Genomic DNA, 16,075 nt, shown 5'->3' with positions numbered 1-16,075 from the left:
CCCCCGCCCCGGCCTCAGTAGGTATAGTCCATGGTTGTGTATTGTTTCAGAAGCCCCGTAGGTCCATAGGAGGAAACCTTTGTGATCATTCCCGCCGCATCGTAGAGGGTCGTGACATATCCTTTCAGCTGGTCCGTGAAATCGTAGGTGGACGTTTTGGCCGGCATTCCCACAGCATTATATTCATAGACGGTGTATTCTGAGATGACGCCCGTGGCGCCGTATTCAGAAACTTTTATCTGTAATCCCGATGAGTTATATTGATAGGCCGTGTATTTGAGCAAAAGACCCGTAGGGCCGTATTTGGATACCTTGCTCTGTTTTCCTGCCTTGTTGTATTCGTACGTGACATATCCTGTCAGCTCGTCGGCGAGATTGTATGTGGCAACCTTGACGGGCTTGCCCGCCTCGTTATAGTCGTATACGGTGTATTTCGAGATGACGCCCGTGGCGCCGTACTCCGTGACCTTTGACGGTTTTCCCGGAGATTTGTATTCGGTGACGACTTTGAGCATCAAAAGATTTGTGTAACCGTTGTAAGTGGATACATTAACCGCGTCTCCGGACTTGTTGTAAGAGGTTTTGATGTATTGCATGAGTTGACCGGCAGCACTGTAGTTGGAAACCTTGATGGGTTTTCCCTCTGAATTGTACTGGGTTTTCGTGTATCCCACCAGTAAGCCTGTTGCGCTATAGGAGGACATCTTGATCTGTCTTCCTCCCGCATCATACTCGTATGTGGAGTATCCCATGGACTGTCCGGCGGTGCCGAAGATGGACTGCTTCGCGAGCTTCGGGACAGCAGGGGCCGGTATGAGGGCGAGCTCCGTTCCGGTGAAGAGAACCTTGTAGCTCTTCCGGGATCCATCGGCGTTTAAAAACCACAGCGCCGCCTGGCCAGTGGAGGTGTTTCTCTTGATGAGATCGCAGATGCCGTCACCATTGTAATCACCGGTAGCTGCAACCGTGGATTTCGTGTCCGTAAAAAGCTCCTTTTCGCTTTTCTTGGTTCCGTCAGCGTTCATGAACCAGAGAACCGTCTGGCCGGTGGAGGCATTTCTCTTGATGAGATCGCAGATGCCGTCATTATCCACATCGCCCGTGGCCACGACGGTGGATTTTCGATCCGTGAAGAGGACCTTGTAGCTCTTGCGTGTTCCGTCGGCGTTCATGAACCAGAGAACCGTCCGGCCGGTCGCATCGTCCCTCTTGATGAGATCGCAGATGCCGTTCTTGTTGAAATCGCCCGTGGCCGTGATGGTGGAATAGGGTTCGGTGAAGAGGACCTTGTAGCTCTTGCGTGTTCCGTCGGCGTTCATGAACCAGAGGACCATCTGGCCGTTGGCCATTTTTCTCTGGATAAGGTCGCAGATTCCGTCACCGTTGAAATCGCCCGTGCCCGCGATGGTCGTTTTCGGTTCGGTAAAGAGGACCTTGTAGCTTTTGCGCGTCCCGTCGGCGTTCATGAACCAGAGGACCGCCTGGCCGGTCGACGAGCTTCTTTTGATGAGATCGCAGATTCCGTTGTTGTTGAAGTCCCCTGTTGCCGCGACGGTGGAGTCCTTGCTCGTCCAGAGGGTCTTATCGCCGGAATGGGTTCCGTCGGCATTCATGAACCACAGAACCGTTGAAGCATTGGAGCTGTTCCTCAGCAGCAGGTCGGAGCGGCCGTCTTTGTTGAAATCAGAAAGGGCGGCGCGGGCATGCCGGGCCGTCGACGGTGACAAAAGGACCAAGATGACCACAAAAAATAAAAAAGTCGAAAATTTTGAATGTCTTTTTCCCATTCTCCGCGCCCCCCCCGTTATTCACTGAAAAAAAAGACGGTGTAAGATTCCGTCATCGCTTCAATAAGGACCTGCCGATGGTTGCAAAGGGTTGAACGATCTGCAAGCGGAGAGCTTATATCATTATCGCCCGCCTGTTTCCAGGTGAAATGCAGCGCCGTGTGACAGGCGCTGAACCACCAGACATTCTGCATGCAGGATCAGGACCTTCGCTGCCTGCAAGGTATTCTTCTATTCGGAAAGTTTTACCGGTGTGACAAAGCCGGAGGGCTTGACGGCAAGGACCGAGCAGGCCAACTGATCAAGAATGGCCTCCGCGGTATTGCCGATGAACAATCCCGCGATGCCCGTTCGTGCAACCGTTCCCATGACGACCAAATCCGCCTCCAGTTGCGCCGCCAATTCCGGTATCAGCTTTTTGGCCGGTCCTTTGAGAAGATGGAAGTTGGGGGAAAGATAATCATAGATAGACTCGCCGATCCGGCTTCGCAGGGTCTCGCCGAGTCTATAGAACGCCTTCTGGTGAAGCATGTGCTCCTTCTCGAGATAGTCGGCGCCTCCGGCTGCCGCGTCGATCCTGGAACGCAAGGTGCCTTCTCCAAATGGTTCCCAGGCGTGAACCAGGTGCAGAGACGCGAAATCGGACAGGGCCAGCGAAGTCGCTTGGTCCAGAATGTTCTCATTGAGGTCCTGCTCCGTCTCCGAGGGGTTCAAGGGGTCAACATCCACGGCAGCCACGATGACCGAATATTTGGATTTCTCGGGAGTCTTCATCAGCCATACAGGGCACGGACATTTGCGCAGGAGATGCATGTCGTCGGTTCCGAAGAGCATTTTTATGAAAGGGGGATTTTCCGCCACCTTGATGACCAGATCGTGAGAATTGCGCAGCACGGCGCGAATGACCTCGAGAAAAACCGGACCCGAGAGCACTTCGAGCCGGATGTTCAGGCGATCCCTGAAGGGTTCGATCAAGGCTTCAAGGTCCTGCCTGGAGAGGGCCGCCCATTCCTTGAGATAACCGTCCGGCACGGAAGGGAACACCGTGGCGACCGTCAGGTCCGCATTGTTGTTTTCCGCCAGTGAAACGGCCCGTTCCAGGGCCGAAGTCTGATCTGACGCTGGTTCGGAAACGAAAAGAATGTGCTTCAAAAGGATCATGACGCATGTCTCTCTTTACCGGCTTCCGGGATCATGTTCCTGGAAGCCGCTGAAAGGGCGATGGGACCGGGTCGGGGAAGGGCCGCCGGTTTCTATGGGGCTTCCTCCAGCGCCGCTTTGGCACGGCGTACGGCGAGATGCACGGGATCCCAGACGCCGGAATAGGGGGGAGCATAACTGAGATCGAGATTGATCATCTCATCCACATCAAAGCCGGCATGAAGCGCCGTTGCGAACACATCGATCCGCTTGGCCGCACCTTCAACGCCGACGATCTGGGCGCCCAGGAGCCTCCCCGTTTCCCTTTCCGCCAGTGCCTTCACCGTGATCTTTCCGGCATTTGGATAATAGCTGGCCCGCGTCATGCCTTCGATACGTCCCGCGACATAGTCCAGCCCCAGGTCCGCTATTTCCTTTTCCTGAAGGCCTGTCCTGGCCACTTCAAAATCGCATATCTTGCTCACAGCCGTACCTACAACGCCGGGGAACGTGGCATAGCCCCCACCCAGGTTGATCCCGGCAACCCTGCCCTGCTTGTTGGCGATCGTTCCCAGGGCGATATGGACCGGGCGCCGGCTGACGAGATGAAAGGATTCGGCGCAATCTCCGGCCGCCCAGACACCTGGGATGTTCGTCTGCATCCGGTCGTTGGTTTTAATGGCCTTTCGGACGCCGAGGGCAATCCCGGCATGCTCGGCCAGCTCCGTGTTGGGTCGCACTCCCAGGCCCAGAATGACGATATCGGCGGGAAGGGTCCGGCGGTCCGTAACGACGGCCTGGACCCGATCCTGTTCCACTTCGACGGAACGGAAAGATTCTTCCCTGAAGAGCTTGACGCCGACACGCATGAGGGCTTCGGAAACAAGGGAACCCATATCGGGATCGAGGGTGTTCATGACCTGGGCAGCCAGCTCCACGAGAGAGACATCGAGGCCTCTCATGATCAAGGCCTCCGCCATTTCCAGGCCGATATATCCCCCTCCGATGATGACGGCCCTTTCGGGCTTTTCCCTGTCAATGACATCCCGGACCCGGATTCCGCTCTGGAGGGAATGAAGTCCATATACCCCCCGGGCCTTTGATCCGGGCACATCGGGACAAAAGGGAACGGCACCCGTTGCAATCATCAGCAGATCGAAGGCCTCTCGGTGCTCCTTTCCTTCCTTGAGGTCACGGACATGGAGTCGGCGCTCCTTGAGGTCGATTTCCGTAACTTCGTGGAGGATGCGGGCGTCAATGCCGTATCGGTCACGAAACTCCTCGGGGGTGACAACCACCAGCTTCCTGACATCGTCGACAACCTTGCCGACGTAGTAGGGAATGCTTCACGCCGAGTAGGAAGTGTGTGGCCCCCTCTCGAAAACAATGATGTCCAGCTCGGGATTTCTACGCTTTGCCTGGACCGCCGCGCTCATCCCGGCCGCATCGCCACCAATGATTGCAAGCCGTTGATTCTTCCGCATTCTGCACCTCCCTGCCGGAAAAGACCAGCAAATCGATTGTTCCTGTTCTCCTGAAAAAAACCTCTCCCGCCTTGATGCCTCGGAATCGTTCATGAGGATTAAGAAGGGCAGGACGCTGAACACAAAACCCCGCCTCATTTCGGGGACGGGGTTTTCTAATAAGGATCAATCCATAGCTTCACCTTGTTGAGGGTTCTGATGGGTTGGAAACCGGTTTACGTGAAGTTATACTAATTTGTGCGGTAAACTCACCGAAATGTCAAGAAGATGTTGTCCGATCCGTGATAGAATGTTCGAATTCCGGTGCGACATGCCTGTAAAAAGCCACGGAGTCATCGCTGGCATGATCTCGTTCCGCGGCACAAAAATCACGAACAGGGACGCACACTCTTTCATATGTCCTGTTGACCGGAACGCGGGAACCCGTTATTCTTGTGCCAGAAGGATCTTGGATGGAGGGGAAACCGGGGGCGCCATCCGAAGCCGACGGTAAAGGATACCTGCAACCCGTGCCGACCAGGATCACCATGTCCCTATCATCATGACCACACCGGTTGGCTGCGGCTTTCCGCAGTGCGCATTCGGAGGAGAAAATGGAGGAGACGACCTTGCTGTACGAAGGAAAAACAAAAAATGTCTATGCCCTTGAAAACGGTCATTATCTGCTCAAGTTCAAAGATGATGTCACCGGCGAGAACGGGGTGTTCGATCCAGGCGCGAATCAAATAGGGCTGAGCATTGAAGGGGTGGGCAGGATGAATCTCCGGATGTCCGTCTTCTTTTTTGAAAAGCTGAAGGCCGCGGGGATTAAGACTCATTATGTCGCTTCAAATCTGGAGGAAACAACGATGGAGGTTCTTCCGGCCAAGGTATTTGGAAAGGGGGTCGAGGTTATTTGCCGCCGGAGGGCCGTGGGCAGCTTCCTGCGCCGCTACGGCGACTATATCGCAGAGGGGGCTCCCCTTCCTCTGTACGTCGAAATGACGTTAAAGGACGACGGCAGAGGCGATCCCCTCGTCATCCGGGACGGGCTTATTGACCTCGGCATCATGAGCGGCGAACAGTATGACGACATCAAGGCGGAGACTCGGAAGATCACGGAGATCATTGCCGGCAGCCTGCTTGAAAAGGGGATGGAGCTCTACGACATCAAATTGGAATTCGGTTACCACCAGGATGAGACCATGCTCATCGATGAAATCTCGTCCGGAAATATGCGTGTCTACAGGGACGGCACTTACATTGAGCCCATGGAGCTTTACGCTCTCTTTTTCGGACAGGCGGCGGGCCGCTGACGCCGGGACGGCTCATTGTACAGGGGAGCCAGCCTCATCTCCGTTCCGGACCGCATCAGGGTGATGGCTTCGTAAGCGGGTATTTTCTGCGGATCATCGGATCGAAAATGCCCGCCGTCAGCCTTTCCTCCGTCCGGGATGAATTCTTCTTCGAGCCGGCGAACGAAAGCGAAGCTATCCCCGCGGGGTTCATAACCGCTTCTATGGCGGGGCCGGTGGGACCCGGTCACCCCATTTTTTCCTTGAGCTTCCGGTAACGGCGAATCATGGCGTTCGTCGAACTGTCATGCGCGAGCCGCGGTTCCTCCGCGCTTTCCAACTCCGGGATGATGCGCTGGGCCAGGGCCTTTCCCAGTTCGACGCCCCACTGGTCGAAGGGGTTGATGTTCCAGATGGCGCCCTGAACAAAGACGCAGTGTTCATAGAGGGCGACCAGTTTGCCCAGGATATCCGGGGTCAGCCTCCGGGCAAGGATTGTGTTGGATGGCCGGTTGCCCGCGAAGACCTTGTGGGGCGCCAGCCAGTCCGGGACGCCTTCGGCCTGGACTTCTTCCAGCGTTTTGCCGAAGGCAAGCGCCTCGGTCTGGGCGAAGACGTTCGCCAGCAGAAGATCGTGGTGACGGCCGAGGGTATGGAGCGGTTCGACAAAGGCGATCATGTCGCAGGGAATCAGCCTGGTCCCCTGGTGGATCAACTGGAAAAAGGAGTGCTGGCCGTTCGTTCCGGGCTCACCCCAATAGATGGGGCTGGTTGAGTAGTCCACCTCGACCCCGTCGAGGGTGACGCGCTTCCCGTTGCTTTCCATCGTCAACTGCTGAAGGTACGCCGGAAATCGCTTCAGGTATTGTTCATAGGGAATGACGGCGATGGTCTCCGCGCCGAAAAAGTTACTGTACCAGATGGACAGGAGGGCCAGGAGCACCGGCAGGTTGTGTTCAAAGGGGGCTGTGCGGAAGTGCTCATCCATCTCATGAAAACCCGCCAGCATGCTTCGGAAGTGTCCGGGTCCGACGGCGATCATCGTCGCCAGGCCGATGGCCGAGTCCATCGAGTACCGCCCGCCGACCCAGTCCCAGAATCCGAACATGTTGTCGGAATCGATGCCGAAAGCCGTCACCGCGGCGGTGTTCGTCGAGACGGCGACGAAGTGCTTCGCCACCGCCGTGCGGTCGCCATGATTCCCCTGAACCAGCCAGTCGCGGGCCGTTTCGGCGTTGGTCATCGTTTCCAGGGTTGTAAAGGTCTTCGAAGACACGATAAAAAGCGTTTCCTCAGGATGCAGATCCTGAACGGCTTCGGCGAAGTCCGTTCCGTCGATGTTGGAGACGAAGCGGAAGGTGAGGGACCGGTCGCTGTAATGCTTGAGTGCCTCGTAGGCCATGACCGGCCCGAGGTCCGAGCCGCCGATGCCGATATTGACGATATTCCGGATGCGTTTTCCGCTGTGGCCTTTCCAGGATCCGTTCCGGACCTTGTCGGCAAAACAGGCCATCCTGTCCAGCACATCATGAACCAGGGGAACGACGTTTTCTCCGTCCAAGCGGATGGAAGACCCCTTCGGCGCGCGAAGGGCCGTATGGAGGGCGGCGCGGCTCTCCGTGAGATTGATTTTTTCCCCTCGGAACATGGCGTCGATCCGCTCCCGCAGGCCGGTTTCCTCAGCCAATTGAAGCAGAAGCCTGAGCGTTTCATCGGTGATCCAGTTCTTTGAATAATCGAGATAAAGGCCTGCCCCATGGGCGGCCATGCGTTCTCCCCGTTCAGGGTCGCCCGCGAAAAGATCCCTGAGAGGGTGTTTATGCTCCCGAGAGTGAGCCGACAGCGCTTTCCACGCCGGGAGTTCCGTGAGGCGTTTTCTGTTTTCCACCGTGTCGCATTCCTTTCTGAATCTGAGTTCGTAGAACCGGTCTGCATCCTGCCGGTTTTTTATATCATCAAATGTTTTTGCGATGAAACGAAAGTTTAACGGCTGCCGGTGATACGGCGGGCTTGACGGGCTTTTCGCCCTGGCCGGGAGCATCCGCATCAGATTTCGCTATGCCTTTCTAATGCGGCATTGCAGCGATTTCATGTCCGGATAGCCCATCATGGGCTCACGGCACTCCACGTCGGTCAGCAGATTGGCATTGGCGTCCCCCTCCCAGCCGTGCGGCACCAGCACGACGTTGTCCGCTACCCGCTCCTCCACGGCAGCCTTCATGTTCACCTGTCCCCGGTTCGTTTCCACGATGACTCTGTCTCCGTCCTCAATTCCAAAGCGGTTTGCTGTCGCCGGGCTGATCTGGACCAGGGGTTCGGGATACATTTTGCGAAGAGCGTCCGCACCGTGATGCTGGCTGTGGGTATATCCAATGTGTCGGCTTCCCGTGGACAGAATCAACGGGAACTTCTCCAGGAACGCTTTGCTCGCCCGCCTCGGTCCTCTTTCCGGCTCCAGAAAGGTGGGCAGAGGATCAAAACCGGCCCGCTCGAAGGTTTCGCTGTAAATCTCAATTCTCCCTGAAGGGGAATGATAGCGCCCTTCTGATTGTTCATAGTTTTTTTCGGTATAGAATACGCCTTCCGGCATCCTGTTCAGAAGATCATCAAAGGAGAATCCTGATGGGGACAGTTCAAAGGCAATCATTTCCTCCTCGGATCTCCAGGGGAACCTGTCTTCCAACCCCAGCCTCTTTCCCAGTTCCGTGAACAATTTCCATTCGGACCAGCTCTCGTAAAGGGGTTCGATGCACTTCTTCCTCAGCATGAGGAATGGAAGGCCGTGGCAAACATTGTAACTGTAGGCTACCCCCCATTTTTCCAGATGGGAGCAGGCAGGAAGCACATAATGGGCTTCCCTGGCCGTTTCCGTCATGAAAAGATCGTGCACGATGAGAAGGTCAAGCTTTCGAAAGGCATTGCGGAAGGCGTTGCTGTCCGGCATGGAAACCAGGGGGTTGCCTCCAATAACGAAAAAGGCCCTCAGCACTTCAGGGATGCTTTCCGGAACAAGAGTCACGACGCCATAGGGACTTTTCCTGCCCCACATCTCGACGAAAAGGGGGTACCGGTCTGCCCCCATGGGATTGCCCTCCACGCCGAGACTCACATCTCTCAGGCGCGGCGGAGGACTGGTCACCCAGCCGCCTGGGACATCGACGTTGCCGGTAATGGCCTGGAGGATAGAAAAAGCGCGGCTGTTTTGAACGCCATTGGCCGTCTGGTCCTGCGTGCAGGTGCCTTGATAGATGCTTGCCCCCCGTGTTCCTGAAAACAGCCTGGCCAATCTGCGGATGTCTTCAGCCGGCACCCAGGTCACTTCCTCCGCCCACTCGGGGGTGTACTTCTGCACATGGGGGACCAGCCGCTCAAAGCCGAAGGTATGCTGTTCGATGAAGTCCCTGTCGTAGAGCTTTTCGTTGATGATCACATGCATCATGGCTAGGGCCAGGGCGCCATCCGTACCCGGCCGGATCTGCAGGTACAGATCCGCCATGTCGGCCAAGGGAATCCGCTTGGGGTCGATGACGACCAGCCTGGCCCCTTGATTCCGATTTCTTTTGAGGGCGAGTTTGAGGGGAAAGTCCGATTGTTCAGGGTTGTGTCCCCAGAGGATATAGAGGTGGGAGTCCATCTCTTCGACCGGATATCTTCCGAAGGTCATTTGCCGGACCCGGATGCGCATCCGGTAGCAAACGCTCTCAACAGAAAAGAAATTGGGTGAACCGAAAGCGGTCTTGAACCGCTGCACAAGACCGCCCATCTCGAAGTTTTCCACACCAATGGATCCGCTGAACACGCCCAGAACCTGGGGGCCGAAATTTTTCTTCAGGTCCAGGAGTCTTTCAGCGATTTCGTCCAGGGCCTGGTCCCATGAGATTTCCCTGAAGCTCCCGTCGATCCGCTTCAGCGGGCGACGCAGCCGATCAGGATTGTAGATGGTCGCGAGGGCATTGGCCCCCTTGGGGCACAGCTTTCCATGGTTCAAGGGATGGGAGTTCAGCCCGGCGATCTTCACCGCCCTTCCATCCTTGACCGTTACCCTGCATCCGCAGCTGTGATAGCAAAGCGTACAATCGGTTGGGACTTCTTTTGCTTCAATCATGTTCTTCACCTCATCGTCTCCGTCCATCAGAATGAAATTAAAGGTTGGAAATACGAAGCGATTGCAGCTTTCCAGGTCACGACGATCTCCGTTCGCCTTCGAACCTTTGTCCTGAGCAGGCCGCAGAGAAATTTTCCCTGGAGGAATACTCCGGAACCACCATGAACACAGAGTGGAACTGTACAGAAATACTAGCAATATCTGGAAAAAAAGTAAAAAGAAAGTAACGGTTCAACATAAAATATTTTGTTTTCATTGAAGTGTGCCGTGAAAAGCCGCAATTTTCAGTGGGTGAGATTCCCACCCGGCTTCTGTCGCTCCGGCCGATAGCACTGGAGGCGGTGGAAGGAGGCAACGACCTTTACTGAAGCACTTCCAGAAAAGGGTCCCATGGGATTCAGCGAGCATGCAGGCCGCAACGTGTAGTGAACGCCGAGCAGGCCTCGAAGCGTCGTTGCGGAACCCGATCCGACGTCAAAGCGGAGAAGGCCGTTGCCTTGCGGGAAGCGAGTGACATTTGCACCGCAGGGTTCCGCCGGGGTATTTGGCGGTGGCATGCATGTACAGGGAGATTGATCGCAACACGGGAAGCCTCGGTGGTGGCGGCGCGTGACCGCCAACGGATGTTCCGCGAGGAACCGAATCCGGCCATGCGAGGTGGCGGAGAGGCCCGCAGTAGTGGTGATCTCGGGTAATGCCGAGGGAGAGAAGCGGCCTCAGCTCAAGGTTAGTGCAACAAGCAGCACGACAGCCGGGAGATTGGCCATGCGTCTAACACCTCCGGAAAAGTTGAGAAGTTGCAGCCGGCGTTACGCACCAAAGCGAAGCAGTCGCCAGGATATCGATTCTACGTGCCGTACGATAAAGGTGTACCGCATAGACGTTTTGCATTACGCGTACCGGCCCGGCCGCAGCGCTCAAGGTGCCGTTGGTCGGATTGAAACGCTGCTGCGGAGCGGACATATGGAGGTGGTCGATGCGGACTTGTCCGGGTACTTCGATAGCATTCCGCATTCGGAGTTGATGAAATCGGTGGCGCGTCGCGTGCGCGATCGACATCTGCTGCATCTGCTGAAGATGTGGCCCACGATGACCTGTTGATTCTGGATGAACTGAGTTACATCCCCTTTTCCAAGGAAGGGGCGGAATTGCTTTCCCAGGTTTTGGCGGAACGGCATGAAAAGGGATCTGTGATCATCACCACGAATCTCGGTTTTGCCGACTGGACTCAGATTTTCGGCGATCCGACCATGACTGCCGCCCTTATGGATCGGTTAACCCACAAAGCCCACATCATCGGCTGTAACTGGGATAGCTATCGTTTGCGAGAAAGTCTCAAAGAAATGATGAACAGTGACGTTTCGCCGGTAAAACTCCGGTCGCCTCACGGCTTCCTACGTTTTCCCGGCGATCAATAAGGAAGACAGGGGATGACCTGCCCGTCATCCCAAAGTATAAACACTGCTCAGGGTGGTCAAAATTCGGTTGTCATTACCAGAAGCTTTGCGGCTACTGTTTCAGGGCGAGTGGCCCGAGTTTATGAACGTCAAAGAACAAAGTGCTGAATAGTTACAAAAGAAAAACGATCGTACAGAGCTGAAACGCGCCGCCCGCTTTTCGCGTGCAGCCCTTCGGCAGGGCAAACCTTATCCTTTGGCTTTGCTCAGGACGGAAGAGTTTCGCTACCGGGTTTCTGCCGAATCTTCACTTGCTTCTGCGAGACAATGCCGGAGATGGAGAAGAGGGTAATACGAGGGGGATAACGGTTGATGTTGTTCCCGCGCAGACATGTAGTCATCGCAAGGGTTCGGGCTTCTCCGGTTAAGATCAAAACCGGCCCCGGATTGTGGTGAGGCCCTTGACATCGGGGGGAGTGGTGAAGTCTGGGGGATGAACCGCCGAAAACGGATGTTCCGGCGGTTCAAGGGCTGTCATCTGTTCTATGGCCTTCTCCATCCACTCCAGGCGGGGAACCCGTTCTCGTCGCGAAGCTTGAGCACATCGTCTCCCTTCTTAATCTCGGAAGCGATGATCGCCGGCTTTCCGTTGTAGGTCACCCTTGAGCCTTTCACTTCAATTCTGTCCTTTGCGGCGATTTTTATATCCTGATTTTCGATGAACCATCCGGGACCGAGGTGAACGGAAATGGGTTCCTTCTCCGTTTTCACGATCATGTGAATGCCGTAGTGCATACCACTCAGCGGTGTAAGCTTGTCAATGGCGATGACCTCTCCGGTGATCGTCTCAACGGTTGCAGGGTTGAACATCCTGCTGTAGGGCGTCCCCATCCCCCAGCCGCCGCTGCCTCTCCACATCATGCCCCGTTGAGCTAACGACTCGGAAACAAGGAAAAGACAGAGCATGAAAACAAACGCGGCAAAAAACGCCATTCTTTTCATTTCAAATTCCTCCTTCCATCTTTATTTTGGTCATATCGCTCATGAATCAAAGCTTATCCTGATTTGAAGCGGCAGCTACCCGGCCTGGAATCGGACGATGCGGGCGAAGGAATCGGCCTGCAGAGCGGCGCCGCCGACCAATGCGCCATCGATGTTGGGCATGGCCATCTGCTCATCGATGGTGTCAGGCTTTACGCTTCCACCGTACTGAATGACAAGCCCCTGCGCCACGTCCCTGTTCCAGACCTTTTCAATGGTGGAGCGGATGCAGGCGTGCATGTCATCGGCATCCTGTGACGAAGCGGTTTTTCCCGTGCCGATAGCCCACACAGGCTCATAGGCGATCGCCACCTGTTTCATTTCGTCGCTGGTGAGGCCCTTCAGACCCTGAATGACCTGGTCCCTGACAATCTGTTCGTGTTTTCCGGATTCCCGCTGTTCGAGGAATTCACCGACACAGACGATTGGGGTCAGTCCATTGGCCAGGGCGGCCCTGGTCCTTTTGTTGACCGTTTCGTCCGTCTCGCCGAAAAACTGCCTCTGCTCAGAATGCCCGATGATCACGTAGGTGCAGCCGAGGGATTTGAGCATGTCCGCACAGACCATTCCCGTGAACGCCCCGGATTTCTCCCAGTGCATCGTTTGTGCGCCGAGCTTGATTTTGCTTCCCCGAATGACGTCGCCCACGGACTTGAGGGAGGTGAAAGGAGGGCACAGAAGGATATCGCATGCCTCGTACTGCCCGACTTCCGCCACCAGGGCTCTGGCAAGCTCGATGGCTTCGGGGTCGGTCTTGTTCATTTTCCAGTTTCCTGCAATGAGGGCTTTTCTCATGATGGAGCTCCTTTGGCTATTTGTCATTGAGTGCATCGATTCCCGGGAGATGGCCGAGTTCGAGAAATTCGAGGGAAGCGCCGCCCCCCGTGGAGACGTGAGTCATTTTGCTTTCCAGTCCCGTCTGCTTTAAGGCGGAAACGGAGTCGCCGCCGCCGACCACGGTAATGGCGTCGATTTCGGCGAGGGCTTTGGCAATTTCCTTTGTCCCCGTGGCGAAATTGGGCATTTCAAAAACGCCCATGGGTCCGTTCCAGATGACGGTCTTTGCCCTGGAAAGGACATCCTTGTATTCTGCAAGGGTTTTCGCTCCGATATCCACCCCCATGAGGTCATCGGGAAAGGAATCCTTCGGGATGGCATGGATCATTGCCTCGTTGCTGAATTCCGGTACGGCGATGTGGTCTTCCGGCAGAAAGATCTCGACCTTCGCCTCGGCCGCCTTTTTCAGGATTTCGGCCGCGGTGGGGATCATCTCGGTCTCCACCATGGATCTGCCGACCGGCAGGCCCCGGGCCTTCAGGAAGGTGTAAGCCATGCCGCCACCGATGAGAATCGCATCGACCTTGTTCAGAAGGTTCGTAATCACCCCGATCTTGGAGGAGACCTTGGCTCCGCCGAGAACCAGGACGAAGGGCTTCTGCGGGCTGGAAACGGTCTGACCGAGATACCGGACCTCCTTCTCCATGAGAAATCCGGCCACGGCGACCGGAACGAATCTCGCGATGGTTTCCGTGGAGGCATGGGCGCGATGGGCCGTTCCGAAGGCGTCATTGATATAGACATCGGCGAAGGCCGCCAGTTCTTTCGCCATCTTCTCGCGTTCGGCCGGGTCTTTGGAGGTTTCCTCCCGGTGAAAACGGGTATTCTCCAGCATGAGGACTTCCGCTGGCCCGAGCGCTGAAACCATGGAGGCGACCTCGGGGCCGATGGCCGAGGGAGCGAGCTTGACGGGCCTGCCGAGAAGCCCGGCCAGATACTCCGCCACGGGCTTCATCCTGCATTTGCCGTCGAGAAATTTCTGCTCATCGAATTCCTTCCCCGCTTTTTCAGCCTTCTCTTTCGCCTTCGCCGCGTCCTTTTTCGGGTCGCCAAGATGCGACATGAGAATAAGATAGCGTGGAGCCTGTTCAAGGACATGGTTGATCGTCGGCAGAGCGGCCCGGATGCGGGTGTCGTCCTGGACGGCGCCTTCCTTCATCGGCACGTTGAAATCAACGCGCATTATCACTCTCTTGTCCCTGAGCTCAATATCCTTGACGGTTTTTTTGGTGATCATCGGAATCCTCGTTCTGAAGTAAATCTGTTATTCTTGAATTGTAATGGCTTTGACGGTTCCTGAAATTCTGCCTACGGCGACATCCAGATGGAAAGAAGAAACATTCAATGTTCATAAGTATATGGACAAGGATTTTATGAGTCAAGGGGATTTTGGCCGCTAAACATGTACGGTTTCGACGGCCGTTAAAATTCCCACACGCCCATGATGGGTTCTTCGTCCTTGTAGTGATTGAATTCCCCGATGTATCGGCAGGAGGTGAAGCGCCATGGCGCCTCAACCATGACCCGTGCCGTTTCCTCTCCGATCCCCATGAGATAGACCAGTGGGGAGAGGGCGATATAGACCGCGGTGGACGCCGTCGAGCCGATCAGGCAAAGCGGCCTTACCAGCAGGATGTCAACCATCTTCAGCCCCGTCGACGGAGGCCCCTGGGCTTCTTCAGAAACGGTATCCCAGGACTGCGAAACTGTTTCAGAAGATTGAACCGGAGCGGATGGCTGGACCGGGGCAGGCGGCTGAACGAGAACAGGCGGTCGACCCGCCGCCGGCAATTGTCCGCTACCGGCTGACGGAGACTCGACGGGCGCTCGGTTTGCGTCAGCCGGCTCAGCCATGACAGGGCAGGTTGCGTAAAGCATGGGCAGGACGATCAAAACAACAAGAGCGAGCCTGTTCATGGAACTTCTCCTTTTCGCAATAGGTTGTCTGATTAAAGCACAAATTTCCCATTAATCAATACAGGAAAATTCACAGTGCCGTAATCGTTGGCCCGTCGAGGATTTTCGTCCACGAGCGGCACACCGCCTTCTCGCGGGAAATGGCCCTGTCCCGTCGACGTTCCCCCGCCAGGGAGATGAGCCGTTTCCCTCTTGATGCCGCTATATTCGTTAGATGGATGCCTTAATCTACCATCAAGAAAAATAAAAAACCTCGTTGAACCTGAAAAATCAGGATGATACAGATTTTCTGTCAAGTGAAAACCATCATCAACGAGGTGCGGCGATTATGGCACAAGGGGTATTATCATTCAAGTACGAAGAGGCAAAGAGAGAGACAGGAATGACGGGACTGGCGGGTCTGCCGGTTTACCTGGATTTAGCCAGTGTTCGAGACCAGGGTCTTCTGAATCCAGAAAAAAACAAAATGACGAGGTGAAGCATGATGAGATCGTATCGAAAAGAGCTGTGGTCCCATGTTCCGGAGCGAAGAGGGTTTGTCAACATTACGGACCAGTTGGATCAGTGCCTCAAGTAAAGCGGTATATCCGAAGGTTTGGCCCTTGTGAGCGCCACGCACATAACGGCTTCCGTATTCATGAACGATGATGAACCGGGCCTGCATCATGATCATGAGGAATGGCTGGAAAAGCTGGCGCTCCATGAACCCCTGTCGAATTACCACCGTAACCGGACAGGTGAGGACAATGGGGACGCTCAATTGAAGAGGCAGGTGATGGGATGGGATGTTGTCGTGGCTGTCACGGGCGGCAGTTTGGATTTTGGGCCATGGGAGCAGATATTCTATGGTGAATATGATGGGCGCAGGAAAAAAGAGTGCTTGTAAAGATCGTCGGTGAATAGCCAAACACTTCTATCCAACGAGACGCATGGAGAGAGCGTATTCTCTGTGACGCCGACGTCCGGACGTCGTTTGCGGCAGGGGAACATTTCCGCTTGGAGATTGCTTCTGCCGGGAGGGCGATAGAAACTCAAATGGCAGGCTTGAACGTATCTCTGGGAACGTTTTCCTGAAAAAATTTTTTTGTGGAAT

General features: G+C 55.4%; 12 protein-coding genes and 1 pseudogene. 4 read left to right on the top strand and 9 right to left on the bottom strand.

Annotated features, from left to right (window positions below):
- Nucleotides 1–14: 14 nt before the first annotated feature.
- From AB3175_RS07635 to AB3175_RS07625, 3 genes are all read right to left on the bottom strand, one after another.
- Nucleotides 15–1,787 carry an FG-GAP repeat domain-containing protein gene (locus tag AB3175_RS07635; RefSeq protein ID WP_367360352.1) on the bottom strand — a complete coding sequence of 591 codons (1,773 nt, stop codon included), beginning with the start codon at nucleotides 1,785–1,787 and terminating at the stop codon, nucleotides 15–17.
- Between the two features lie 231 nt (nucleotides 1,788–2,018).
- Nucleotides 2,019–2,948 carry a universal stress protein gene (locus AB3175_RS07630; protein WP_367360351.1) on the bottom strand — a complete coding sequence of 310 codons (930 nt, stop codon included), beginning with the start codon at nucleotides 2,946–2,948 and terminating at the stop codon, nucleotides 2,019–2,021.
- A gap of 92 nt (nucleotides 2,949–3,040) precedes the next feature.
- The gene (locus tag AB3175_RS07625; protein WP_367360350.1) at nucleotides 3,041–4,411 is read right to left on the bottom strand and encodes an FAD-dependent oxidoreductase; all 1,371 of its coding nucleotides are present in this window, start codon (nucleotides 4,409–4,411) and stop codon (nucleotides 3,041–3,043) included.
- 593 nt (nucleotides 4,412–5,004) lie between these two features.
- On the opposite strand from AB3175_RS07625, the gene AB3175_RS07620 reads away from it, so the two are divergent.
- The gene (locus AB3175_RS07620; protein WP_367360349.1) at nucleotides 5,005–5,706 is read left to right on the top strand and encodes a phosphoribosylaminoimidazolesuccinocarboxamide synthase; all 702 of its coding nucleotides are present in this window, start codon (nucleotides 5,005–5,007) and stop codon (nucleotides 5,704–5,706) included.
- A 226-nt stretch (nucleotides 5,707–5,932) separates the two neighbouring features.
- On the opposite strand, the gene pgi is transcribed toward AB3175_RS07620, so the two are convergent.
- Nucleotides 5,933–7,573, bottom strand: coding sequence for a glucose-6-phosphate isomerase (gene pgi / locus AB3175_RS07615; protein WP_367360348.1), 1,641 nt, complete (start codon nucleotides 7,571–7,573; stop codon nucleotides 5,933–5,935).
- 168 nt (nucleotides 7,574–7,741) lie between these two features.
- On the bottom strand, nucleotides 7,742–9,790 hold the full coding sequence (locus AB3175_RS07610; RefSeq protein ID WP_367360347.1) for a molybdopterin-dependent oxidoreductase: 2,049 nt from the start codon (nucleotides 9,788–9,790) through the stop codon (nucleotides 7,742–7,744).
- A 1,079-nt stretch (nucleotides 9,791–10,869) separates the two neighbouring features.
- Between AB3175_RS07610 and AB3175_RS07605 the strand changes: the two genes are divergently transcribed.
- On the top strand, nucleotides 10,870–11,208 hold the full coding sequence (locus AB3175_RS07605) for an ATP-binding protein (protein WP_367360346.1): 339 nt from the start codon (nucleotides 10,870–10,872) through the stop codon (nucleotides 11,206–11,208).
- A gap of 522 nt (nucleotides 11,209–11,730) precedes the next feature.
- Here the strand turns inward: AB3175_RS07605 and AB3175_RS07600 are convergent.
- The 4 genes from AB3175_RS07600 to AB3175_RS07585 form a co-directional block, all read right to left on the bottom strand.
- Nucleotides 11,731–12,189 carry a DNA-binding protein gene (locus AB3175_RS07600; protein WP_367360345.1) on the bottom strand — a complete coding sequence of 153 codons (459 nt, stop codon included), beginning with the start codon at nucleotides 12,187–12,189 and terminating at the stop codon, nucleotides 11,731–11,733.
- A gap of 75 nt (nucleotides 12,190–12,264) precedes the next feature.
- Nucleotides 12,265–13,023, bottom strand: coding sequence for a triose-phosphate isomerase (gene tpiA, locus AB3175_RS07595; protein WP_367360344.1), 759 nt, complete (start codon nucleotides 13,021–13,023; stop codon nucleotides 12,265–12,267).
- A 16-nt stretch (nucleotides 13,024–13,039) separates the two neighbouring features.
- Nucleotides 13,040–14,302 (bottom strand): phosphoglycerate kinase, encoded by a 1,263-nt coding sequence (gene pgk, locus AB3175_RS07590; RefSeq protein ID WP_367360343.1) that lies wholly within the window; start codon nucleotides 14,300–14,302, stop codon nucleotides 13,040–13,042.
- Between the two features lie 185 nt (nucleotides 14,303–14,487).
- A complete protein-coding gene (locus tag AB3175_RS07585; RefSeq protein WP_367360342.1) occupies nucleotides 14,488–14,982 on the bottom strand; it encodes a hypothetical protein in 495 nt (164 codons plus the stop codon).
- 256 nt (nucleotides 14,983–15,238) lie between these two features.
- On the opposite strand from AB3175_RS07585, the gene AB3175_RS07580 reads away from it, so the two are divergent.
- Together AB3175_RS07580 and AB3175_RS07575 are read left to right on the top strand one after the other, a co-directional pair.
- The gene (locus tag AB3175_RS07580; protein ID WP_367360471.1) at nucleotides 15,239–15,460 is read left to right on the top strand and encodes a hypothetical protein; all 222 of its coding nucleotides are present in this window, start codon (nucleotides 15,239–15,241) and stop codon (nucleotides 15,458–15,460) included.
- A 6-nt stretch (nucleotides 15,461–15,466) separates the two neighbouring features.
- Nucleotides 15,467–15,885: pseudogene (locus AB3175_RS07575) on the top strand (secondary thiamine-phosphate synthase enzyme YjbQ).
- Nucleotides 15,886–16,075: the final 190 nt, after the last annotated feature.

Origin of the sequence: Syntrophus sp. (in: bacteria), assembly GCF_040768185.1 — a bacterium.
Lineage (GTDB): Bacteria > Desulfobacterota > Syntrophia > Syntrophales > Syntrophaceae > Syntrophus > Syntrophus buswellii.
Note: the sequence above shows the minus strand (reverse complement) of the source record. Positions and strands in the feature narration are given on the sequence as shown.